At 71.8% G+C, this 22,164-nt stretch carries 22 protein-coding genes; 15 read left to right on the top strand and 7 right to left on the bottom strand.

The features are described 5' to 3' along the window. Positions 1 to 46 precede the first annotated feature (46 nt). The 3 genes from AMK27_RS19135 to AMK27_RS19125 all read left to right on the top strand — a co-directional run bounded on the left by AMK27_RS19135 (position 47) and on the right by AMK27_RS19125 (position 4,578). On the top strand, positions 47 to 3,058 hold the full coding sequence (locus tag AMK27_RS19135) for a phosphotransferase (protein ID WP_143204865.1): 3,012 nt from the start codon (positions 47 to 49) through the stop codon (positions 3,056 to 3,058). Positions 3,059 to 3,437: 379 nt separating this feature from the next. Further along, a complete protein-coding gene (locus AMK27_RS19130; protein WP_073909125.1) occupies positions 3,438 to 3,845 on the top strand; it encodes a hypothetical protein in 408 nt (135 codons plus the stop codon). A gap of 58 nt (positions 3,846 to 3,903) precedes the next feature. After that, positions 3,904 to 4,578, top strand: a complete 675-nt coding sequence (locus AMK27_RS19125) for an ABC transporter ATP-binding protein (protein ID WP_073909619.1) — start codon at positions 3,904 to 3,906, stop codon at positions 4,576 to 4,578. 473 nt (positions 4,579 to 5,051) lie between these two features. Here the strand turns inward: AMK27_RS19125 and AMK27_RS44570 are convergent, their stop codons facing one another. Further along, positions 5,052 to 5,375: a hypothetical protein gene (locus AMK27_RS44570; protein ID WP_445194858.1), complete on the bottom strand. Its 324-nt coding sequence runs from the start codon at positions 5,373 to 5,375 to the stop codon at positions 5,052 to 5,054. Between the two features lie 1,079 nt (positions 5,376 to 6,454). On the opposite strand from AMK27_RS44570, the gene AMK27_RS44360 reads away from it, so the two are divergent. Continuing rightward, positions 6,455 to 6,814: an FtsX-like permease family protein gene (locus AMK27_RS44360; protein ID WP_338014321.1), complete on the top strand. Its 360-nt coding sequence runs from the start codon at positions 6,455 to 6,457 to the stop codon at positions 6,812 to 6,814. A 151-nt stretch (positions 6,815 to 6,965) separates the two neighbouring features. Next, positions 6,966 to 7,175: a DUF4287 domain-containing protein gene (locus AMK27_RS19115; RefSeq protein ID WP_073909122.1), complete on the top strand. Its 210-nt coding sequence runs from the start codon at positions 6,966 to 6,968 to the stop codon at positions 7,173 to 7,175. A 54-nt stretch (positions 7,176 to 7,229) separates the two neighbouring features. On the opposite strand, the gene AMK27_RS19110 is transcribed toward AMK27_RS19115, so the two are convergent. Then, complete coding sequence (locus AMK27_RS19110; RefSeq protein ID WP_241847540.1) at positions 7,230 to 8,423, bottom strand: MFS transporter; 1,194 nt, start codon at positions 8,421 to 8,423, stop codon at positions 7,230 to 7,232. A 183-nt stretch (positions 8,424 to 8,606) separates the two neighbouring features. Here AMK27_RS19110 and AMK27_RS19105 point away from each other — a divergent pair, with 183 nt between their 5' ends. Genes AMK27_RS19105 through AMK27_RS19095 form a run of 3 tightly spaced genes read left to right on the top strand, consistent with a single transcriptional unit; the run spans position 8,607 to position 11,641 of the window. After that, on the top strand, positions 8,607 to 9,581 hold the full coding sequence (locus AMK27_RS19105) for an ArsR/SmtB family transcription factor (protein ID WP_079188526.1): 975 nt from the start codon (positions 8,607 to 8,609) through the stop codon (positions 9,579 to 9,581). Between the two features lie 14 nt (positions 9,582 to 9,595). Then, positions 9,596 to 10,573 carry an alpha/beta fold hydrolase gene (locus AMK27_RS19100; RefSeq protein ID WP_073909118.1) on the top strand — a complete coding sequence of 326 codons (978 nt, stop codon included), beginning with the start codon at positions 9,596 to 9,598 and terminating at the stop codon, positions 10,571 to 10,573. A 9-nt stretch (positions 10,574 to 10,582) separates the two neighbouring features. Beyond that, positions 10,583 to 11,641 carry an aldo/keto reductase gene (locus AMK27_RS19095; protein WP_073909115.1) on the top strand — a complete coding sequence of 353 codons (1,059 nt, stop codon included), beginning with the start codon at positions 10,583 to 10,585 and terminating at the stop codon, positions 11,639 to 11,641. A 75-nt stretch (positions 11,642 to 11,716) separates the two neighbouring features. Here the strand turns inward: AMK27_RS19095 and AMK27_RS19090 are convergent, their stop codons facing one another. Next, positions 11,717 to 12,565, bottom strand: coding sequence for a helix-turn-helix transcriptional regulator (locus AMK27_RS19090; protein ID WP_073909112.1), 849 nt, complete (start codon positions 12,563 to 12,565; stop codon positions 11,717 to 11,719). A gap of 253 nt (positions 12,566 to 12,818) precedes the next feature. Here AMK27_RS19090 and AMK27_RS19085 point away from each other — a divergent pair, with 253 nt between their 5' ends. Beyond that, positions 12,819 to 13,652, top strand: a complete 834-nt coding sequence (locus AMK27_RS19085) for an alpha/beta fold hydrolase (RefSeq protein ID WP_073909109.1) — start codon at positions 12,819 to 12,821, stop codon at positions 13,650 to 13,652. A gap of 16 nt (positions 13,653 to 13,668) precedes the next feature. Continuing rightward, the gene (locus AMK27_RS19080; RefSeq protein WP_073909104.1) at positions 13,669 to 14,880 is read left to right on the top strand and encodes a winged helix DNA-binding domain-containing protein; all 1,212 of its coding nucleotides are present in this window, start codon (positions 13,669 to 13,671) and stop codon (positions 14,878 to 14,880) included. A gap of 87 nt (positions 14,881 to 14,967) precedes the next feature. Here AMK27_RS19080 and AMK27_RS19075 read toward each other — a convergent pair whose 3' ends face one another. Continuing rightward, positions 14,968 to 15,597, bottom strand: a complete 630-nt coding sequence (locus AMK27_RS19075; protein ID WP_073909100.1) for a MarC family protein — start codon at positions 15,595 to 15,597, stop codon at positions 14,968 to 14,970. Positions 15,598 to 15,746: 149 nt separating this feature from the next. Between AMK27_RS19075 and AMK27_RS19070 the strand changes: the two genes are divergently transcribed. Continuing rightward, positions 15,747 to 16,163 carry a YciI family protein gene (locus tag AMK27_RS19070; RefSeq protein WP_073909096.1) on the top strand — a complete coding sequence of 139 codons (417 nt, stop codon included), beginning with the start codon at positions 15,747 to 15,749 and terminating at the stop codon, positions 16,161 to 16,163. 60 nt (positions 16,164 to 16,223) lie between these two features. After that, complete coding sequence (locus tag AMK27_RS19065; protein WP_073909092.1) at positions 16,224 to 16,772, top strand: GNAT family N-acetyltransferase; 549 nt, start codon at positions 16,224 to 16,226, stop codon at positions 16,770 to 16,772. 94 nt (positions 16,773 to 16,866) lie between these two features. Here the strand turns inward: AMK27_RS19065 and AMK27_RS19060 are convergent, their stop codons facing one another. Beyond that, positions 16,867 to 18,495 carry an MFS transporter gene (locus AMK27_RS19060; protein ID WP_079188506.1) on the bottom strand — a complete coding sequence of 543 codons (1,629 nt, stop codon included), beginning with the start codon at positions 18,493 to 18,495 and terminating at the stop codon, positions 16,867 to 16,869. Positions 18,496 to 18,558: 63 nt separating this feature from the next. Between AMK27_RS19060 and AMK27_RS19055 the strand changes: the two genes are divergently transcribed. Together AMK27_RS19055 and AMK27_RS19050 are read left to right on the top strand one after the other, a co-directional pair. Continuing rightward, complete coding sequence (locus tag AMK27_RS19055; protein ID WP_073909089.1) at positions 18,559 to 19,305, top strand: TetR/AcrR family transcriptional regulator; 747 nt, start codon at positions 18,559 to 18,561, stop codon at positions 19,303 to 19,305. Between the two features lie 79 nt (positions 19,306 to 19,384). After that, a complete protein-coding gene (locus tag AMK27_RS19050; protein WP_030318196.1) occupies positions 19,385 to 19,672 on the top strand; it encodes a metal-sensitive transcriptional regulator in 288 nt (95 codons plus the stop codon). Positions 19,673 to 19,776: 104 nt separating this feature from the next. Here the strand turns inward: AMK27_RS19050 and wrbA are convergent, their stop codons facing one another. Then, positions 19,777 to 20,385 (bottom strand): NAD(P)H:quinone oxidoreductase, encoded by a 609-nt coding sequence (gene wrbA / locus AMK27_RS19045; RefSeq protein WP_073909085.1) that lies wholly within the window; start codon positions 20,383 to 20,385, stop codon positions 19,777 to 19,779. A 196-nt stretch (positions 20,386 to 20,581) separates the two neighbouring features. On the opposite strand from wrbA, the gene AMK27_RS19040 reads away from it, so the two are divergent. After that, positions 20,582 to 21,217: a TetR/AcrR family transcriptional regulator gene (locus AMK27_RS19040; RefSeq protein WP_073909081.1), complete on the top strand. Its 636-nt coding sequence runs from the start codon at positions 20,582 to 20,584 to the stop codon at positions 21,215 to 21,217. Between the two features lie 123 nt (positions 21,218 to 21,340). On the opposite strand, the gene AMK27_RS19035 is transcribed toward AMK27_RS19040, so the two are convergent. Then, entirely contained in the window at positions 21,341 to 22,120 is a 780-nt protein-coding gene (locus AMK27_RS19035) for a TetR/AcrR family transcriptional regulator C-terminal domain-containing protein (protein ID WP_073909078.1), read from the bottom strand. Positions 22,121 to 22,164: the final 44 nt, after the last annotated feature.

Raw genomic sequence — 22,164 nt, 5'->3', positions numbered from 1 at the left:
CACGCCCTGCGTACGGCACACTCGAGGGGGCTCAGTGACTGGTGGCGTGACCCAGGACATTCTCAGGCATTCGGCGGACTTACTGGAGCGGGCGCTGGACGACGCGATCCATGCGGATCCGTCACGGGAGATGCGTCTGCGCAAGGCGCGCGAGGGTCTGCTCAAGACCCGGGAACAACTCGCGAACGGCTACCCGTACATCCCCGGGTACCGCATCGCGAACGGCGCTTCGACCGTCGCCGATTTCTACATGCAAACGAATATCGAACGGGCGCGCGAACTGCTCGAGCTCGCCGTCCACCTCCTGGAGTCCGAGCGGAACGACGACGGCAGGTACACGCCGACGATCGAGCACTGCCGGGAGCGGCTCGAACTGCTCGGCCCTCCTGCGCACGCCTCCGCGGCGGCTCCGGGAGCCGTGCCGGGACCCGTGCCCGGCGCGGTGCCGGGACCCGTGCCGGGACCGGGAGCCGTTTCCGGTCCTGCCTCCGCCGGCCTGCTTCCTCAGCAGGCCACGGGCACGGGCACCGCGGACGGCCCCGTCGTGGCGGTCTCCGCCGCTGCCGCCGCCACCGCGGTCGCCCCGGCGTCCGAAGGGACGGCCGCGACCGCGGCGGCAGCGGCGGTGGACGCCGTGGCGGCCGGAGGCGGCGTCGCGGTCTCGGTGGCCACCGGCGGCGAGACGGCCACCGCCGGAGCCACAGCCGGAGCCACCGCCACCGCCGCGGCCGCCCGCTTCCCCTCGCACATGAACCCGACCCGGGACTGGGACACGCTCCTCGGCGACTGGCGGTCCGGCTCACCCGACGACGACACGGTCCGGCGGCTGGTGGCGGAGCTGGGGGCACGCATCACCGAACTGTTCGGCAAGCACGCCCCCGTATCGTCCGAGTCGCTCCTCCCGGTCCTCGAAGAGGACCTGCACGAGCTCCCCGCACTCCTCGCCCACGCATCCGTGCCCGGCGACGACGCCCAGGCACTGCACCAGCGGGCCAAGGACGCACGCAGCACCTGCCGTTCAGAGATGCTGTCGTACGCCAAGGGCGACACCGTGGTCGACGTCCGGGTCCTGCGCCGGCACTGGCTGGCCAGCGCGCTCTGGAACTACGCCGTGGAGAACCACTGGCACTCCAGCGGCTACCAGACCCTCGCCGACATCCTCGGCTACCTCCAGCTCATCCAGATCTCCTACCGCTACCACGAGGCCAAGCGCGAACAGCTGCTGGACGTCACCGAGACGGCGGTCCTGCTCGCGCTCGGCGAGCTGCGCGACCCCGAGCTCAACCGCGTCCCGTACGTCTACGGCTGGCTGCGGCACGCCATCGGCATCCACCTCCTCGTGGGCGGCCCCGACCCGACCGCTCCCAAGGAACTGCGGTTCAACGAGCTCATCCAGGACCCCAGATTCGCCGACCGGCACATCTACGCCGAGTACTGGGCGGTCCGGGTCCTCAACCGCTGGACCGAGGAGAACCGGCACCGCAGCAGCGTCGCCCTCACCCTGCTCAAACTGTCCGGCTGGAAGGCCGACCAGCTGGACCGGCTGCTCGACCTGCTCTACTCCGCCACCGGCTTCTACGGCGACACCGGGACCCAGGAGGAACGCCGGGAGGCGCTCGCCTTCTGGCGCAAGGCCGGCCGGGACATGCTGGCCACGATCCGCATGGTGCGGGTCGCGAGGAACCCCTGGGAGTCCGGCTCCGCCGCGGCCACCGGCTTCCTGTCCATGGGCGACCAGGACGCGTCCGTCCAGGTCTCGAACCGACTGCTCCAGGGCATAGCCGCCGAACTCGCGCCCGGCCCGCAGGGAACCATGGTCCAGGGCGCACTGTTCGCCGGACGGCCCGTGCCGACCTTCCTCGCCCTCGACAGCTTCGGCCCGGTCGGCGTACTCAAGATCGACGAAGTGGCCAAGGTGCGGAGGGAGAAGGAGAACTTCGACCGGTTCGCGGAGGCGTACCTGCGCCCGGTGTACCGGGCCAGCAAGTGTGTCGTGGGCAGCACCACCATCGCCAACAGCAGCAACGGTGATCTCTACCAGGGCATCTTCACCTCCTACGTCTTCCGGCACCGCGACGAACCGAAGACGCTCAGGGACTGGGTGCGCACCGCGGACCCGGACGCGCTGCAGCCCGTCATCGAGGAAGTCTTCATGGACGCGCTCGGCCCGTGGCTGAGCCAGGCCCAGCGGACCATCGGCGACCTGCGGGGGGAGTATCCGGCCCTGCGCCCGGTCGCCTTCGAGCTGACCAGCTACGCGCCGGGCAAGAACGTGGAATCCGAGCTGGAGCACTTCCGGCTGCCCGAGGTCGCCGAGATCTTCGGCATCGAGGGCGGACTGCCCTGGCAGCACCGGACGCTGGAGTACCTGCTGGACAACTCCGCGCTCGGCTCCAGCCCCTTCGCCGCCGACCCCGCCTACAAGTCCGTCACGAACCCGCTGTGGCTGGTCGCCCACATGGCGGAGACCGGCAGACGGGACCCCGGGACCGAGGACCTCTTCGAGAGGCTCCTGTACGACCGCCAGTACGGCGTCACCACCGCCTCCTACCTGACCTGCATCTGCCACGGCGACCTCCACGGCGAGAACGTCCTGGCCAGCGGACCGGACGGCAGGCGCCCCGACCTCTACGTCATCGATTTCGAGACCACCCACCAGGGGCACATCTGCAAGGACTTCGCCCGCCTGGAATCCGCCCTGTGGTCACGGACGTTCTCCTGGGACCAGGAGCAACTCCAGCAGGTGCGCACCTGGTTCGTCGGGTCGCTGCGCGGCACGGCCATGTGGGAGCCGGCCATCCCGGAGGACGCGGACCCGGACGTGCGGCGGGTGCTGCTGTGTATCGCGAAACTGCGCGCCATCCTCAAGGGCTGCGAACAGAAGAACTGGCCGTTCGGCGAAGCCGAGTACCAGTGGGCCCTGCTGGCGTCCCTGCTGCCCTTCGCCCGCTACCGCGACCACGAGGACCAGGTGAACCGACACCTGCCGTTCCTGCTGGCGGCGGATGTCGCGGATGTCCTGGTGGAACATGCGGAGGGGACGGGCGCCGGCCACTAGTCCGGACCGGGTGATGCCTCGGGCTGCGTGCGGGCTCGGGGGTGCGGTCGGGACGTGGGGACGTCGGGACGTCGGTATGCCGGTATGTCGGGACGCACCTGGCACGATGCCGAAGGCTCCGCGCTGTTCGCAGCGGGGGGCCTTCGGCGTCGTTCGGGGCGGGGGCAGACGGGGCTGCTGAGGCGTGCCTTCACGGAGGTGCACCGGGGGTGATCACTCAAACGAGGAGGGGCCGGAGGGGCTCCGCGGTCTGCGGGACGGCCCGGATTCACCGGATCGGGGGGTGATGGGAGGGAGGGACGTTACTGCGGCTACCGGTCTGTAGTGATGTCGATACTTTCTGTGATGACCAGTCGGCACGACCAAACAGGGGTTATCGATGAGGAAGTTCGCTACGGCGGTGGTGGCCGCGGGGCTGTTCTTCGGGGGGATGGGGGTGGCGGTGGCGAGCTCTGAACACGGACTCGTCATGCGGACGCCAGGTGTCGCGTTCGTCGGCACGTACGCCTGGCAACCCACGACCAGGGTGCCGAGCGGCCTTCACGTGAAGGGCGAACTGCGGGACGAGAACGACAACGACGGGCACAACGTCTACCTCCGCGTGAAAGTCGAGGAGTACCCGTGGGGTGATCTGAAGGGTATCCAGAGGGGGGACATGAAGGTCGACAAGGTCTACACCGACGGCGCCGTTCTGAAGACCAAGGAAGTGCGCATGCAGGTTTGCCTCGACCGCGGCTCCTTGCGACCTGACTACTGCTCACGGGAGCGACTGTTCTCGCGGAGGTAGGTAACGGTTCCGGGGGCCGCTGACGATGCGGCCCCCCATCCCCATGGAGCGCACCACGATGGAAACCATCCTCCGCGCCGACGGCGTGGATCTCTTCTACGGCACTGAGCAGGCCGTCAGTAGAGCGGATTTCATGCTCAAGCGCGGCGAGGTGGCCGCCATCATGGGCAGCAGCGGATCGGGAAAATCGTCGCTGCTCTATTGCCTTGCGGGTGTTCTGCCACCGACCAATGGCACCGTGACCTTCGATGGAATCCCGCTCGCAAGCCTCCCCGACGGTGAGCTCAGCGCCCTGCGCCGCACCCGTCTCGGGTTCGTCTTTCAGTACGGGGAGCTGCTTCCGGAGCTGACCGTCGAGGAGAACGCGGCACTCCCCCTCCGGCTTGCCGGAATCAGCAAGACACATGCCCATGCGATGGCTGCCCAGGTACTGGGCCGCCTCGGCATGGGCGATCTGCTGCGTCGTAGGACCTCGAAACTGTCAGGTGGCCAGAGTCAACGCGTTGCCGTCGCACGCGCGCTGGTCCACCGGCCTGACGTAGTGTTCGCGGACGAACCGACCGGCGCGCTCGACAGTGCCAACGCGGCAGCTGTGCTGGAGGAGTTCCTTCAACTGGCGCGCAGACAGAAAACGGCTGTCGTCATCGTCACGCACGATGCCGACGTCGCCGCACGGGCCGATACGCGGTACACGATGTCGGATGGTGTTCTGGCCCAGCGGGTGGCGGTGTGAATGCCTTCGCCCTCGGACTGCGCCTGTTATGGGGAAGCGGGCGTCGGGGGCGGGCCCGCTTCCTTCTGATGGCACTGGGCTCAGCACTCGGAGTGGCATGCCTTGCCGCAGTCCTCACCATTCCGGCGATCCTCGCCGCTCACGACGCGCGAACGGCTGCTCGTGAACCGCGACCAGGCACAAGCAACGTCCTCTACCAGGAACTGCGTGAGCCGTACGGGTCGCAGCCACTCCACAGGGTCTTTGTCGCACGAACAGCTCCTGGGCCAACTCACGTACCCCCGGGAATCGACGAACTTCCCAGTGCCGGTGAGGCGATCGTTTCGCCGAAGCTAGGTGAAATCCTGGCTGACAATCCACGCACAGCGGGCCTAATTCCGGGCCGGGTGACAGGCATCATCGCACCTGAGGGACTGGGCGATAGCAACGACCTGTACGCCTACGTTGGAACCACCCCAGCCGAGCTGACCGAATCAGAGGAACTGGGTGGATTCGGTATCGGACGATCCTGGCGACAGATCGTCGAACCATCGACCCTGAACATCCTGCGTTTCACCCTCGGCTGCATCGTTCTGCTCCCGCTCGTCATCTTTCTCTCTATCTGCGCCCGGCTGTCCGGAGAATCGCGCGCGCGACGACTCGCCGCCCTCCGGCTCGTCGGACTCAGCATGAAAGACACGCTGCGGGTCAATGCCGGGGAGAGCGTCGCCGCCGCATCGGTCGGGGCCGTAATCGGGGTCCTGGGGTATCTCGGCGTCAACGAGATCATGGCTCGGGTCGGGCTGCCGGGCTTGCACTGGTATCCGTCCGATGGTCGGCCCGCCGGGGCGACGCTTGCCATGTGTCTGTTCGGATGCCCGGCACTCGCATGGCTCGTGGGGCAGTTCAGCGCACGGCGAGCCGCCATGTCCCCCATCAGCGTGCGACGAACAGCGGACCGCAAGCCTCCGAGAAAGTTCGGGACGCTCCTGTTGGTGCCAGGACTGGGCATCATCGGTGGGTACTGCGTGCTCAGCATCGCGGGGCGGGACCCATCCGGAGGATCGGCCAGTTCTCTCTTGGTACCCGGCGCCGTGTTGTTGACCGGTGCCGGGCTCGTTTTCGGGTTGGCACCCATCACAGCGTGGTTGGCGCGGCGACTGGCCGGCGCAACGAAGTCACTCCCAGTGGTGTTGGCGATGCGGCGGACCGAGGTCGACCCAGGGTCCTCCCTGAGAGTCGTCACCGGGCTGGTGCTGCTGGTGTTTGGTGCCTCTCTGACCCAGGGTGTGCTCATTGAAATGGACCAGGTCAGTCGGCCGACTGCTCCTCTTCAGGAGTACAACATCCGGCTGGATCAGCTCGAGCCAGCGCAGCGAAAGGCGCTCGCCGGCGTGCCGGGTGTACGAACGCAGGTGATCTCGTACAGCTCGTGGGATCCACTGGACGGCACCGACGTACGCCATGCCGACCTTGTAGTCGCCACCTGCGCGCAGCTCGCCGTATCAACGGAACGGGCCACGGGATGCGTGGACAACAAGGTCATGTCGCTTCGGGACCAACGCACGCCACTCAGATACGACCCGAGGGCCGGAGAGCACTACCCCTTCGTGCTGAAGAACGGCCAGCGAGGCGTTTTCACTATTCCTCGCGAGCAGGTTCGTGTGCGTCCCTGGGGCCTATCCGTCTTCGACTCAGGCACTCTGATCGTCCCTCCTTCCCTCTCGCCGATTCCGCCGGCACCCTCACCCTCGTCAGCGACTCCGACCCCGCCACCGTCCGCTCCGTTCTCGACGGCATCGGGGCCGTCGCGCCCACCTCGCCCGTCGAGCCCGTCGGGATCGTCATCGACTCGCTCGCCCAGCTCACCGTCATTCGCAGTCTGCTGGCCGTCGGGATGGTGCTCGGGCTGGTCATCGGGGTGGCCGCGTTCGTCGTGTCCGTGGCCGATCGGGCCATGGAACGGCGGGCTCAGGTGACCGCGTTGGCGCTGCTGGGGGCTCGGGCCGGGACGTTGCGGGGGGTGCAGGTCCTGCAGGTGTTGCTGCCGCTTGCCGTGGGGCTGGGGGGTGCCGTCGTTGCCGGGTGGCTTGCCGAGTCGAGCTATCTGATCACCGGGGGCGGCGCCGTGCACTGGGACTGGGAGGGGTTGCCCCTGCTGCTCGCCTGCGCCCTGGGCGTCCTGCTCGTCGCCGCGCTCGCCTCCGTGCCCATGGTGCGGCGGCACATCGACCCCGAGCACATTCGGCGGGATTGATTCTGCGGAGCCGATGAGTTTTCGGTGGGGTGGGGGTCTTCATAGGCGTGGGTGCGGAGAGGGCGGCGCGTGGATGTCGTTGCCCGCCCCCGCCCCCCGCACCCACGTCTACCGCCCCGCCCGTCCGCTACCGCCACTTCGGAGACTCCCCATGGCCGAGAACGTCGTCAAAGGACCCGCCAGCTACTTCCCCTCCATCGAGAAGAAGTACGGCCGGCCGATCTCCGAGTGGCAGGAGCTCATCCGTTCCTCGCCGCTCACCAAGCACATGGAGCTCGTCTCCTGGCTGAAGGCCGAGCACGGGCTGGGCCACGGGCACGCGAACGCGCTCGTGGCCCACACCCTCGCCGAGGGGAAGTAGCCCCCCGGCCTCACGCCGCCAGTTCGTGGGCCGTGCGGGCGTTCACCCTCGCCGTCAGCGCCGCCGTGGCCACCGCCGCGGCGGTGCCCGCCACCAGGGCCGTCCACCACAGCGCCGACGGACCCAGCTCGTGTACATCGCCACCCCCAGCGTCAGCGCCGCGAAGCGCGCGAGGCCCCACGTCCAGCTGAAGGCGCCCTGGTAGCGGCCCCGTGCGTGGGCCGGGGCCAGGTTGGCGACCACGCCCGCGGCGATGCCCGCCACCACCACCTCGCCCAGGGACCAGACCACGACCGACACCGTGTAGCCGACGACGCCGTCCGCCAGTCCGGTCAGTGCCACTCCGCCCGCGATCAGCGTGCCGCCCGCGCCCTGCACCGCCAGCTGCGGGAACCTCGACAGCCGCGCCGTCGCGAACGGCTGCAGCGCCACCACCAGGATCGCGTTGACCGCCGCCATCGCCCCGTACACCGCCGGCGACAGGCCGCTGTCGTGGACCGCGAGCGGCAGCGCCACCTCGGTCAGCGAGTACACGAAGAGCTGCACTCCGAAGAGCGGCAGCAGGAGCAGGGCCAGGCGGTCCCGGAAGACCACTCCGTAGCCGATGCCGTCCTTCTTCTCCTGGGCCTCCCCGACCTGGTCGTCCGTGGTCCTCGCGCCCTTGGGGTCCTTCAGGCGGACCGCCACCACCAGCGCGTACGCCAGCATCGACCCCGCGTCCACCACGAAGAGCAGCCAGTAGCCCCGCGCGGCCAGGTAGCCGCCGAGGACTCCCGCCACCGCCGTGCCGATGTTCACCCCCCAGCCGAACAAGGCGTACGCGCGGCGGCGCCGCTCGCTGTCCACCGCGTCCGCGAGCAGCGCGTACGCCGCCGGCGACACCGTGCTGCCCGCCGCGCTGATCAGCAGCGCCGCCGCCGCCATCGTCCACACGCCGGGGGCCAGGAACAGCGCGCCCTGCGCCGCCGACGCCCCGATCAGGCCGATCAGCATCGTCGGGCGGCGCCCGATCCGGTCGGCCAGGATGCCGCCGACGGCCGGGCCCAGGAGGTTGCCCGCGCCCAGGGCGCCCAGGACGTACGAGGTCTCCGCTCCCGTCACTCCGCGCGCGGCCAGGAAGAAGACCAGGAACGGCGTCACGAGGTAGCCGAGCCGGTTGACGATCGTTCCCGCGAAGATCGTCCACACGACGGACGGCAGGTCGCGGAACGAGGACGGGACGGGCGAGGAGGCAGTGAGTGGGGGCATGCGCCGAGATTGCCCCCGCCGCGTCTCCGTCTCCATTGATTAAGCTGTGGCCGAATCCAATGGGGGTGGGTCTGACTCCGCTCGACCTGTTGGACCTGCTGGACCCGTTGGACCCGTTGGACCTGCCGGTCCAGGCGCACCCGCCGCACCAGCCGACTCCGCCGACTCTAGGACGTGGACCTCTTGGAATCCGGGCTCAGCTTCTCCGCCGCCGACCTCGCCCAGACCCGTTTCGCCGTCTCCCCCATGTGGGAGGTCGTCACCAGCTACCGCGTCCTCGTCGGTCGTCCCGACTCCGGGCCCCATCGGCGCTGGGTCTCCCAGGTCCGGCCCCGGATCGTGCGGGCCGGGCTCGATCGCGGGTGGCTCGCCGCGCTCGTGCCCGCCCACGGCTACCTCGCCGACTTCCTCAACCCCACCCCGGGCGGCCCCTTCCCCACCCTCGGCACCGAGCTCGACGCCGTTCTCCGTACGCCCGCCGAGCAGGTCCGGGACGATCTCCGCACCTTGGCGGGAGGTGAACACCGCGACCGGATCAGGCTGCTGCACGACGACCCTCCCGCCGTTCTCCGCAAGGTCGTCGACGAGATCGAGGCCTACTGGGAGCTCGCCCTCGCCCCGTACTGGGCCCGGATCCAGCACGTCCTGGAGGCCGACGTCTTCCATCGGGCCCGGCAGGTCGCCGAGCACGGTTCGGCGCGGGTGCTGAGCGAGCTCCACGAGACCGTGCGGTGGGACGACGGCACCCTGCGGCTCGTACGGCGGCACTGCGCGCTCAGCCGCGACCAGGCCGGGTCCGGGCTGCTGCTGGTCCCCTCCGTGTTCGCCTGGCCCCGGGTCCTCACCCGGTCCGTCCACCCCGACCCGCCTCAACTCGCCTACCCGGCCCGCGGTTTCGGCGCCGTGTGGGAACCCCGTACCGCCGACGCCACCGAGGCCGTCGCCGCCGTCCTCGGGCGTTCCCGCACGCTGCTGCTCACCGAGCTCGACACCCCCGCGTCGACCACCCAACTCGCCTCCCACTGCGGCCTGTCCGCCGCCGGCGTCTCCCAGCACCTCATCGCCCTGCGCAACGCCGGCCTCGTCACCGCCCACCGCAGCGGACGCTCCGTCCTCTACGCCCGTACGGCCGTCGCCGATCAGCTCCTGAACCCGTAAGGGATCATGGAGGGATGACATCTTCCTCCAGTCCCTCCTGGTCAGAGCGGTTCGTGGTCCGTGACGGCGTGCGGCTCTCGTGTCGCGACTGGGGCCGGCCGGGCGAGCCGGGTGAGCAGAGTGACCGGGGCGAACAGAGTGACCGGGGCGAGCAGGGGGGCTTCCGGGGGGACCAGGGTGGCTTCCGGGGTGACGTCCTTCTGCTCCACGGGCTCGCCGGGCACGCCGGGGAGTGGGACGCGACGGCCCGGCTGCTCCGGGACTCCGGCCACCGTGTCGTCGCCCTCGACCAGCGCGGGCACGGCGGCAGCGACCGGAACCCCTCCGACGGAGACGTCTCGCGGGCCGCGTACGTCGCCGACGCCGTCGCCGTCATCGAACAACTCGGTCTCGAACGGCCCGTGTTGATTGGACAGTCCTTGGGCGGCAGCACCGCTCTCCTCACCGCCGCCGCCCACCCCGAGCTGCCGCGCGCTCTCGTCCTCGTCGAGGCCGGGCCCGACGGCGCGAAGCCCGGCGTCCAGGAGCAGATCGGCGGCTGGCTGCGGGCCTGGCCGGTGCCGTTCCCCTCCCGCGCGGCGGCCGTCGCCTACCTCGGCGGCGGCACCGACGCCGTGGGCGAGGGCTGGGCGGCCGGGCTCGAGGAGCGCGCCGACGGGCTGTGGCCACGCTTCGACCCCGAGGTCATGGTCCGGTCCCTCGACGAGAACGCCACCCGCGCCTTCTGGGACGAGTGGACCGCCCTCGCCTGCCCCACCCTCGTGGTCCTCGGCCAGGGCGAACACGGCGGGATCATCGGTGCCGAGGAGTACGCGGAGATGGTCCGCCGGCAGCCGGCGCTGCACGGCACCAGCCTGCCCGGCACCGGCCACGACGTACACCTGGAGCAGCCCGGCGTCCTCCACCGGCTGATCGTCGACTTCCTCGCGGACGGCGGCTCCGCCTGCGCTCGGCACACAGACGCTTGCCTTGGAGTGCACTCCACTTCCTAGAGTGCGCGCATGCGCTATCGGGTACTCGGCGGGACCGGGTTCGAAGTAAGTACGTACTGCCTCGGCACGATGATGTTCGGAGCCGTCGGCAATCCTGACCACGCGGACTCCGTACGCGTCATCCATGCCGCCCTCGACCAGGGCATCAACTTCGTGGACACCGCCGACATGTACTCCTCGGGCGAGTCCGAGGAGATCGTCGGCAAGGCCCTGCGCGACTCCAGCCGGCGGGAGGCGACCGTCCTCGCCACCAAGGTGTACTTCCCCGTCGGCGGCGAGGGCCCCAACCGGGGCGGCCTCTCCCGCCGTTGGATCACCCGGGCCGTGGAGAACAGCCTCAAACGGCTCGGCACCGACTGGATCGACCTCTACCAGGTCCACCGCCCCGACCACCGCACGGACATCGAGGAGACCCTCGACGTCCTCGGTGACCTCGTCGGCCAGGGCAAGATCCGGGCGTTCGGCTGCTCCACCTTCCCCGCCGAGCAGATCGTCGAGGCGCACGCCGTCGCCGAACGGCGCGGCCTGCGCCGCTTCCGCTCCGAGCAGCCGCCGTACTCGCTGCTCGCGCGGGGGATCGAGGCCTCCGTCCTGCCCGTCGCCCAGCGCTACGGGATGGGCGTCCTGACCTGGTCCCCGCTCGCCTCCGGCTTCCTCAGCGGCTCGTACCGCAAGGGGCAGCCGATCGATCTGACCCGCGGGCGCGCCGCGCTCACCCCGCACCGCTTCGACCCCACGATCCCCGGCAACGCCGCCAAGCTCGACGCCGTCGAGGAGTTCGTCGCCCTCGCCGACGAGATGGGCTGCTCCCTGCCCGAGCTCGCCCTCGCCTTCGCCGCCGCGCACCCGGCCGTGACCTCCGTCATCATCGGGCCGCGGACGATGGAGCAGCTGGAGGGGCTGCTGAAGGGCGCGCCCGTCGTCCTCACGGACGAGGTCCTGGACCGGATCGACGCGATCGTGCCGCCGGGCACGGACCTCTACCGCGCGGACGGCGCCTGGCAGCCGCCGTTCCTCACCCAGCCGGCGCTGCGACGGAGGCCGTTGGAGGAGCGGGCGGCCGGGTAGCGTTCCTCGCCGGCCGGTACGACGAGATCAGTCAGCGGGATCCGCCGCCGACTGATCCGTCGTTCCACTCCACCATCACTTCGTGAACTGCTCCGTGCCCACCACACCCAGCAGCGCGAGCCGCTCCCCCGCGTCCGTGCCCGGCGGCGGGGTGAACAGGACGAGCCGCTGCTCGCCCTCCGGGGCGAGCAGCACCTGGCAGTCCAGGTCCACCGGTCCGATCACCGGGTGCATGACCCGCATCCGGTTGTGCCGGCGGACCGCCACCTCGTGCCGCTCCCACAGCTCCGCGAACTCCTCGCTCGCCCCGCGCAGCCGCTCCACCAGCCGGGTCACCGCCGGATCGCCCGAGCGGCGGCCGAACGCCGCGCGCAGATCAGCGACATGGAGGCGACTCTGGTACGCGTGCTCCTCGGCCGGGTACGCCGTCCGGGCCTCCGGGTCGGCGAACCAGCGCCACACCACGTTCCGGCCGTGCTCCGACACCGTGCACACCCCGCCGAGCAGCGCGCGGGCCATGTCGTTCTGCGCGAGTACGTCCCCCAGGTCGCTCAGGACCTGTGCGGGCGTCGTCCGCAGCTGGTCGAGGAGGTGCAGCAGGCCGGGCGAGACGTGGTCGCCGGCCATGGGGCCCGCCGGCGGGCGGTGGCCCGCCAGAAGGTGCAGGTGGTCGCGCTCGTCGGTGTCGAGCCGCAGCGCGCGGGCGAGCGCGGCGAGCATCTGCGGCGAGGGCTGCGGGCCGGGGGCCTGCTCCAGGCGGATGTAGTAGTCGGCGGACATCCCGGCCAGCTGGGCGACCTCCTCGCGGCGCAGCCCGGGCGTACGGCGCCTGGGTCCGACCGGGAGACCCGCGTCCTGCGGACGGACCCGGTCGCGGGTACGGCGGAGGAAGTCGGCGAGTTCGCGGCGGTCGATCGTCGTCATGCGGTCATCATCCTTCCGGGCCTCCGCCCAGCACGTCCCAGGGGTCTTCCGGCAGCCGGGCTCGATCCGTACGCGTCTCCGCGGGCCCTCCGGCAGGCCGGGCTCCACCGTCGCACGTCTCCCCGGGGCCATCCAGGGACTGCCGGTCCCAGGGTCGGAAGGGCTCTCCCGCCCGCTTCCGGCGGGCGGCAGAGTTCGGGGTGTCGGTCAACAACGACACACACCCCGTCCCGAGCCTCCCTGGAGCATCCTCATGTCCACCGCCACCGCCGTAACCACCAGCACCAGCGGCATCGTCGCCGTCGGCGACGCCCTCGTCCGCTACGACGTCGAGGGCTCGGGCGACGGGCCCGCGCTGCTCCTCGTCCACGGCACCGGATCCGGTGGCGCCGTCGTCAACTGGGTTGGCACCGCGCCGCGTTTCGCCGCAGGCCGTACGGTCATCACCCTGGACCTGTCGGGTGCCGACCGGACCGTCGACGACGGCGGTCCGCTGACCGTCGAGTCGCTCGCCGCGCAGGTGATCGCGGTGATCGAGGACGCGGGCACCGGGCCCGTCGACCTGCTCGGCTTCTCCATGGGCTCCCCGGTCTCGGCGGCGGTCGCCGCCCTCCGCCCCGACCTGGTCCACCGGCTCGTCCTGGTCGCCGGATGGGCGTACACCGGGGGCGACGAGTACCTGCGGAACCTGTTCACGCTCTGGCAGCGGCTCGGCGAGTTCGACCCGGCCGGTTTCGGGCGGAGCGTCACGATGACCGGGTTCAGCCGCGGGTTCCTCAACTCCGTCGGCCGCGAGGGCGTCGAGGCGCTCATCCCGAACATGCCGCCCACCCCGGGCACCCTGCGGCACGTGGCGCTCGACCTGGAGGTCGACATCCGGGCGCTGCTGCCGCGGATCACGGCGCCGACGCTGGTCGTGGGCTGCGCGCAGGACGCCACCGTCCCGGTGGAGAACAGCCGGGAGCTGCACGCGGCGATCGGCGGCAGCACGTACGCGGAGATCGACGCCGGCCATGTCGTCTTCTTCGAGAAGGAGGACGAGTTCGTGGAGACCGTGACGGATTTCCTCGTCCCGGTCGGTGTGTGAGGCCATGCTTGGCCGCATGGGTGAGACGAGGACGAGGACGATCGGCGCCGCCGAGCGCAGGGCGCGGCTCGGGGTGCGGCATCTGCTGGCCGGAAGTGCGCGGGCCGGATCGGCGGAGGAGGTCGCGGGGTCCCTGGTCGCCCTGCACGGGACCGACCCGGCGAGCGTGTTCCTCGCCGTGGGAGCGCGGCTGGCCGGGAGCGCCGGGCCCGTGGCGGACCTCGAGCGGGCCCTGTACGAGGACCGGTCGCTGGTCCGGATGCACGGCATGCGGCACACGGTCTTCGTCCTCCCCGCCGCGCTCGCCCCCGCCGTCCAGACCTCGACGACGGACCCGGCCGCCGTCCGCGAACGGGGCACGCTCGTCCAGCACTTGGCGGCCGGCAGTGACTTCGACGCAGCGTGGCTCGCGGAGACCGAGCGGCTCGTCCTCGCCGAGCTGGGCGTGCGGGGCGAGGCGACCGGGGCCGAACTCGGCAGGGCCGTACCGGCGTTGAGATCCACGTATCTGTACGGGAAGGGCACGCGGCAGGAAGGCGTCCAGTCCGTCGCCAGCCAGGTGCTGCGCGTGCTCGGCATGGCGGGGCGGATCGTACGGGGCCGGCCCCAGGGCACCTGGACGTCCAGCCGGTTCCGCTGGGCGCGCCCCGCCGGTCCGGCGTCCGGGCAGCCACCGGTGGATCAGCTCGATCCGGCCGCGGCGCGGGCCGAGCTGATCCAGCGGTGGCTGCGGGCCTGCGGGCCCGCCACCGAGGCGGATCTGAAGTGGTGGACGGGGTGGAAGGTGACGGACGTGCGGGGGGCGCTCGCCGCCGTCGGCGCGCGGTCGGTGACCCTCGGCGAGGGGACCGGCTTCGTCCTGCCGGACGACCTCGACCCCGTGGCCGAAGGGGCGTCGGTACCCGAGCCGTGGGCGGCGCTGCTGCCCGCGCTCGATCCGACGGCGATGGGCTGGCAGGCGCGCGACTGGTACCTGGACCCGGAGCACCGGGCGGCGCTGTACGACCGCAGCGGGAACATCGGGCCGACGGTGTGGTGGGACGGCCGGATCGTCGGCGGCTGGGCGCAGCGCCCGGACGGCGAGATCGTCCACCGGCTCCTGGCGGACGTGGGCGCGGGGGCCGGGCGGGCGATCGAGGCGGAGGCGGAACGGCTCGCCGGGTGGATCGGGGACGTACGGGTGACACCGCGGTTCCGAACGCCGCTGGAGCGGGAGTTGGGGGCCTGAGCCCTGCACCCCGTACCCGCTCCCCTCGGCCCGGATCGGTCCGCTCCCCTCGGCCCGGATCGGTCCGCTCCCCTCGGTCCGGTCCGGTCACTTGCGCAGGTTCAGGCCCGGGACGCCCAGTTCCGAGAGGCCGTCCAGGACCAGGTCCACGCCGACGGCCGCGAGCAGCAGGCCGAGCAGGCGGCCGAGGAGCTCGATCGTGGCGTGGTGGGTGCGCCGCAGGACGCGGGCGAGCAGCAGGACGCAGATCAGGTCGAGCGCGATGACGGACACGTACGCGCCGACGACCGTCGAGCGCCAGCTGAAGGAGTCGCGGGCGGCCGCCTCGATGAGCACGGCCGTCATGGCGAGCGGGCTCACCACGTACGGCATGAGCAGCTCGCGTACGCCGCTGACCAGGTCGGGGGAGTCCTGGTGGGTGGTGTTGGAGCCGAGGTGGAGACCGAGCACGAGCCCGACGGCGTAGATGAAGAAGATGACGCCGCCCGCGAGCTGGAGGGCCGCGGTGCTGATGTGGAAGACGTTCAGCAGCCACGGGGCCGTGATGCCCATGACCAGGCCGACGAGGACGGCCGCGCCGGACGACAGGAGGGCGATGGTCCGCATCTGGCTCACGGGATGGACCTGGGCGAGGCCGGCGAAGGCGAGGAGGACCTTCGGGGGGCCGACGACGGAGAAGAAGGTGATGAAGGCGGCGGAGTAGCTGAAGGCGTTCACACCGGAATCATGGTGCGGGCGGGTGATTTCTCCCGTTTTTCCGGCCGGCGCGGGCGCGGTGTCGAGAACCGGTCCGCCGCTCCGACTGTCCTGCGAGAGGCGGTCCGCCCGGAAAGCCGAGAACGCAGACGAGGAGCGAGGAGGACGTCATGAAGTACCTGGTGATGGTGCAGGGCAGTCAGGCCGACTACGAGGCCATGGCGGGCAACGCCACCGACAGCAGCCCCGCCTGGAACAAGTCGGACCTCAAGGCGATGTTCGCGCACATGAACGCGATCAACGAGGAGCTGGCGGCGAAGGGCGAGATGGTCGACGCCCAGGGCCTCGCGTCCCCGTCCACGACCCGCTTCGTGACGGTGGACGGCGACGGCAGGCCGGTCGTCACCGACGGCCCCTACGCGGAGACCAAGGAGGTCGTCGCCGGCTACTGGCTCCTCGACTGCGCGTCCCTGGAGCGCGTGACGGAGATCGCCGCCCAGGTCGCCCGCTGCCCGCAGCCGGCCGGCGCCCCGGAGTACGCGGTGGTCATCCGCCCGGTCGACGCGACGGGCCCGACCCAGGACTGACCGCGCGATCCCGCGTCCTCGCACCCGGCACTGTCCGTGCCGGGTGCGAGGATCGGCCGCGTGGATACCCGACCCCTACCCCTCTCCCTCCGACAGTTCACGGCTCCCGAGGACGTCTCCCCGGAGCTGCGGAACGCACTCGTCGACTGCTGGATCGAGGTGACCAACGCGGGTGGGGCGGCGGGCTTCCCCTTCCCGCCGATCGACGCCCACCTGGCCGGACCGGCGGTCGACTCCCTCGTCGCGGGCCTCGGCCCACGGGCGAGCCGGCTGCTCGTCGCGTCGATCGACGACGAGCTCGTCGGATGGCTGAACGTCCGCCGCGACGACGTCCGGCTCGTCGCGCACTGGGGGACGCTCCACCACGTCCAGACCCGGACGGGTCTGCGCGGGCGGGGGATCGGGGCCGCCCTCGTGCGCCGGGTACGGGAGATCGCGCGCGACGAGATGGGACTGGAGCAGCTCCGGCTCGCCGCGCGCGGCGGCGTCGGTCTGGAGACGTTCTACGGGCGGCTCGGGTGGCGTGAGGTCGGGCGCTGGCCCGGGGCGCTCCGGCTGGCACCCGGGGACGACCGGGACGAGGTCCTGATGGTCCTGGCGCCGCTCTGATCCCGGGGCGGCGCTGAACCGGAGGCGCTGCTGGATTCGGGGCGGCGCTGCATTCGGGCCCGGCCTGGGGCCCGGGGCGGCGCTGAACCGGAGGTCAGTGCATTCCGTGCGGGCCGCCCGTCAGGTGCGGGCGGCCTTTCGGGATCAGCAGCGGGGACGCCAGGGCCGCGGGTGCCGCCGTGAGGGTGCAGAGGGTGTACGCGGCGGTCAGGCCGGCCGGGGTGGGGGCCGGGGCGGCCGTGGCGGTCAGGGCGAGGGTGGAGGCGAGCGCGACGCCGATCGAGCCGCCCAGTTCGTGGAAGGTGTTCACGATGCCGGCGGCGAGGCCCGCTTCCCGCGGGGCGATGAGGCCCAGGACTGTGGTCGTCGCCGTGACGAAGACCGCCCCGAGGCCGAGCGACGCCGTCGCCAGGGACGGGAGCAGCGTGGTCCACGGGCCGGACGCGGGGTCGGCGAAGACCAGGGGGAGGCAGCCGAGGGCCGCGACCGCGAGGCCGCCCGTCGCGCAGACGCGCGGGCCGGCCGTGCTCACCAGGCGGGAGCCCAGGTGGGCGCCGATCGCCGTGGTGAGCGCCACCGGGAGGAACAGCAGGCCGGTGCGGAGGGCGTCGAGGTGGTGGACGTGCTGCAGGTGCAGGGAGCCCAGGAAGAAGAACGAGATCAGCAGCGCCGTCGCGACCAGCATGAGGAGCGAACCCACGACGACCGGTCGCCGGGTGAACATCCGCGGGTCCATCAGCGGGACGCGGGTCCTCCGCTCGGTCGCCGCGAAGGCCCCGTAGAGGACGAGCGCGCCCAGGAGGGGCAGCAGCGTCGCCGTCGACGTCCAGCCGGAGTCGCCCGCCGTGACCAGGCCGTAGACGAGTGCGCCGGTCGCCGTCGTGACGAGGAGGGCGCCGGGGACGTCCAGACCGCGGCCACCTCGCCGCGCGGGCTCCGCCGCCGCGGGTGCGGTGGTGCTCGTGGCAGTCGTGGTGGGCGTGGCGGTCGTGGTGGGCGTGTCAGTCGTGGTGCTCGTGGTGGGCGTGGCGGTCGCCGGTGTCGTGGGAGCAGCGGGTACGAACCTCGGCAGGGTCGCCAGGACCGCGAGGCCCACCGGGACGTTGACGTAGAAGATCCACGGCCAGCCCGGACCCGAGGTGAGGGCGCCGCCGAGCAGGACGCCCACCGCCGATCCCGTACCGCCGACGGCCGCCCAGACGCCCAGTGCCTTCGCCCGTTCCGGGCCGTGGAACACCGTCGTGACCAGGGCGAGCGCCGCCGGGGAGAGCAGTGCGGCGCCGACGCCCTGGGCGATCCGGCCGCCGAGCAGGACGCCGGCGTTCGGCGCGAGGCCGCAGGCGAGGGACGCGGCGGTGAAGAGGGCGAGGCCGACGAGGAGGATCCGGCGGGCGCCGAGGGCGTCGGAGAGCCGTCCGCCCAGGAGCATCAGCCCGCCGAAGCAGAGGGTGTACGCGGTGACGACCCAGGTCAGGGCGGTGCGCCCGAGGTCGAGGTCGGTGGCGAGCACGGGCAGCGCGACGTTCACCACGGTCACGTCGAGGACCAGCATGAACTGGGCCGCGCAGATCAGGGCCAGGACCTTCCAGCGGCGTGGGTCGGGGTGCGGGCGGTCGTGGGCGTGGGCCCCATGGGCCTGACCCTCGTGGGCGCGGGCCGCTTGAGCGTGGGCTCCGTGCGCCCGGTCGTGGGCAGGGGAGGGTACGGCGGAGTCGGTGGGCATAACTGAACTGTACGGCACAGTACAGTTGAACTCAAGAGTACAGTTTCTGGGTAGGGTGAGGCCATGGACGCCCAGCCCGCACCGGCCGCCAAGCCCGCCCCCACCGGCCCCCGCGCCGCCCGCAAGCGGCAGGCGATCGTCCGGGCCGCCCGCGACCTCTTCCTCCGCGAGGGGTTCGGCGTCGGCATGGACGCCATCGCCGCCGAGGCCGGCGTCTCCAAGGTGACCGTCTACAACCACTTCGGCAGCAAGGAAGCCCTCTTCACCGCCGTCGTCGCGGGCGGCCTGGACGAGCCGCTCGGCGACGGCGGACGGAGCGGGCGGAGCGAGCAGGAGACACAGGGCACGCAGGGCGGCCGCAGCGACGTGCCCGATCTCGCGCGGCTCGTCGAGGCCGACGGGCCCGACGCGCTCAAGGCCGCCCTCACCGACGCCGGCCGCGCCTGGGGCCGCGCCCTGCGCGCCGACACCGAGGGGCGCGCCCTGCGCACCCTCGTCGCCACCGAGGTGCACCGCTTCCCCGAGCTGGGCCGCGCCTGGCGCGCGCACGGCCCGGCCGGCCACCACCCCGCCGTCACGAACGCCCTGCGCACCCTCGCGGACCGGGGCCTCCTCGACATCCCCGACCTGGAGGTCGCCGTCCTCCAGCTCTACTCGCTGTTGGTCTTCCCGCAGATGGTGTTCGAGCAGCACGGGACGGAGCTCGGCGAGGAACTGGGCGATCGCCTGGTCGTCGACGGGGTCGAGATGTTCCTCCGGCGGTACGCCCCCGTGCCCTCGTCCACGCCCTCGTCCACGACCGCAATCTGACGCAGGTGTCATCCTTGGTCTTCGACGGAACCCCGCGCGGGGAGTAAATTACCCCCTGGGGTATCGAAGAGGAGTTGCTGTGGAACTGGATCTCGCCGGTGCCGAGCTGAAGTCGGTGCTGAACCGGCTCCGCCGGGCTCAGGGCCAGATCTCCGGCGTGATCCGGATGATCGAGGAAGGCCGTGACTGCGAGGAGGTCGTGACCCAGCTGGCCGCCGCCTCCCGGGCCCTCGACCGGGCCGGGTTCGCGATCATCGCGACCGGCCTCCAGCAGTGCCTGACCGATGTCGAGGACGCCCGCCGCAACGGCGAGGACCGTGACGCGATGCGCGCCCGCCTGGAGAAGCTCTTCCTGTCGCTGGCCTGACCGCGATCCATCGAGACACGGACGTGCCCCCGGGGGGTCTCCCCCGGGGGCACGTCTTTCTGCGGCGACGTCCTCGGCGACCGCGGCAACGCCCTTCGGCGCGGTCAGTCGGTCGCGAGGCCCTTGAGGCGCTTCGCGATCGTCGTCAGACGGCGGCCCTGGTAGCGGGCGGCCTGCAGGACGTTCTCCTCCGGCGCGCCGTTCGCACCCGGGTGGGCGGTGCCGTACGGGTTGCCGCCGGCCGCGTAGACCGCCGGGTCCGTGAAGCCGGGGGAGACGATGACCGAGCCCCAGTGGTGGAAGGTGTTGTAGAGCGCGAGCAGCGTCGACTCGTTGCCGCCGTGCAGGTTGTGGGCGCTGGTGAAGGCGGTCGCGGGCTTGTCCGCCATGACGCCCCGCTGCCAGAGGCCGCCCGAGGTGTCGATGTACTGCTTCAGCTGCGCGGCCACGTTGCCGAAACGGGTCGGGGAGCCGAACGCGTACGCGTCCGCCCACTCCAGGTCCTCGAGCGTGGCGACCTCCACGTCACCGGTGGCGTCCACGTGGGCGCGCCAGGCCGGGTTCGAGTCGATGGCGGCGTCCGGGGCGAGCTCGGGCACCCGGCGCAGCCGCACCTCGGCGCCGGCCTTCTCGGCACCCTCGGCGACCGCCTGGGCGAGCTGGTGGACGGCACCCGTGGCCGAGTAGTAGACGACGGCGACCTTCACGGACATGGCGATCTCCCTCAAGCGGATCAGTTTCCGTTTCTATGGAACGAGACTAAACGGATCGCTATCCGCTTTGCAAGAGGGACAGGTATGCTCACAGCGAGGGCTACCGGAACGGGGAGACGGGGCGCGAGAAGACAAACAGCGCGACACAGCGCGCAACAGGGCGCACGGGCGGCGCACCAGGAACAGGAGTCGGCAGATGAGCACCGAGATCCCGCGGGCCGGAGGCACGGCGGCACCCCTGCTCGGCCTCCTCCCCACTGTCGGAACCCCCGCACCGGAGCGCGCCGACGCCGCCAGGAACCGGCGCAAGATCCTCGACGCCGCCGCCCGGATCGTCAGCGAGGACGGCCCCGAGGCCGTCACCATGAACCAGGTCGCGCACGCCAGCGGCATAGGCGTCGGCACGGTCTACCGCCGCTTCGGCGATGTCTCCCAGCTGCTGTGGGCGCTGCTCGACGACCGCGAGCGCCAGTTCCAGGAGGCGTACATGAGCGGCCCGCCGCCGCTCGGTCCCGGCGCCCCGGCCGACGCCCGGCTCGACGCCTTCCTCGATGCGCTCGTCGACCGGGTCGGCGAGCAGCGCGAGATCCTGCTCGCCGCGCACTCCGCCGCGCCCCGCGCCCGCTACCACAGCGGCGCGTACCGCGTGATGCACACGCATGTGGCCCTGCTGATCGGGCGGCTGCGGCCCGGCTCCGACAGCACGCTCCTCGCGCACATGCTGCTCGCTCCGTTCTCGCCGGACGTGATGCACCACCTGGCGGTCGAGCAGGAACTGTCGGCGGACCGCCTCAAGGCGGGCGTACGGGAGCTGCTCCGGCTGCGGGCCTGAGCCCCGCACCGACGACCGCAGGCCCTACCGGCCCCGCACCGACGACCGCAGGCCCTACCGGCCCCGGACCGGCGACCGCAGGCCCCACCGCCCCGGACCCCCACCCCCGCCCCCGCCCCCGGGTCAGATACCGCCCAGAACCGCCAGGCCGTCCAGCACCCGCTCCAGGCCGAAGCGGTACGCGTGTTCCGCGTCGTACAGGCCGTCGTAGGCGATCGCCGCCGCCTCCCCCACCCGGCTCGCGAGCGGGAACCGGGACTCGTCCAACGCCCGCGCCAGCAGCGGTTCGTGGGCGTCCCACCACTCCCCGTCCGACATGGCGCTCTCCCGCTCCACGGCCCGCGCGTCCAGTTCCGCCCGGGCGCCGGACTGCACGAAGCCGAGGACGTACGTCAGCGCCGAGTCCCTGGCCACGTCGTCGAGGCCCAGGCCCTCGAAGGCGCCGAGCTCGTACTCGTACTTGGTCATCACGCCGGGTCCCAGCGGGGCGCGCACGATGCGCAGTTCGACCAGCCACGGGTGGCTCAGGTGCAGGGCGCGGTTCGCGTCCGCGACCGCGGTGACGTGGTCCCGCCAGGACCCCTCCGGGCGGAACCGCGGCCGGTCCATGCGCAGGAAGACGGCGTCCAGCATGAGGTCGAGCAGCTCGGCCTTGCCGGGGACGTACGTGTAGAGCGTCATCGGGGTCACCCCGAGGTGCTGGGCCACCGCGCGCATGGTCAGCGCGTCCAGCCCGCCGGCGTCCGCGAGGGCGAGGGCCGCGTCGACGACCGCGTCGACGGTGAGGCCCTGCCGCGGGCCGCGGCGCCCCGCCGGGGCGGCCGAGCCGTCGCGCCACAGGAGCTCCAGGGTGCGCGCCGGGTCGCCCGCGCCACTGCTGCTCTTCCCCTTCGCTCCCGCCATGTCGCCGCCGTCCCTCGTCGCGTTCCGTATGTCCTTGACGTTCT

It is taken from the genome of Streptomyces sp. CB02009 (genome assembly GCF_001905825.1).
Taxonomy (GTDB): Bacteria; Actinomycetota; Actinomycetes; order Streptomycetales; family Streptomycetaceae; genus Streptomyces.
The sequence above is the reverse complement of the archived record's forward strand: the minus strand, read 5'-3'. Positions and strand labels throughout refer to the sequence as shown.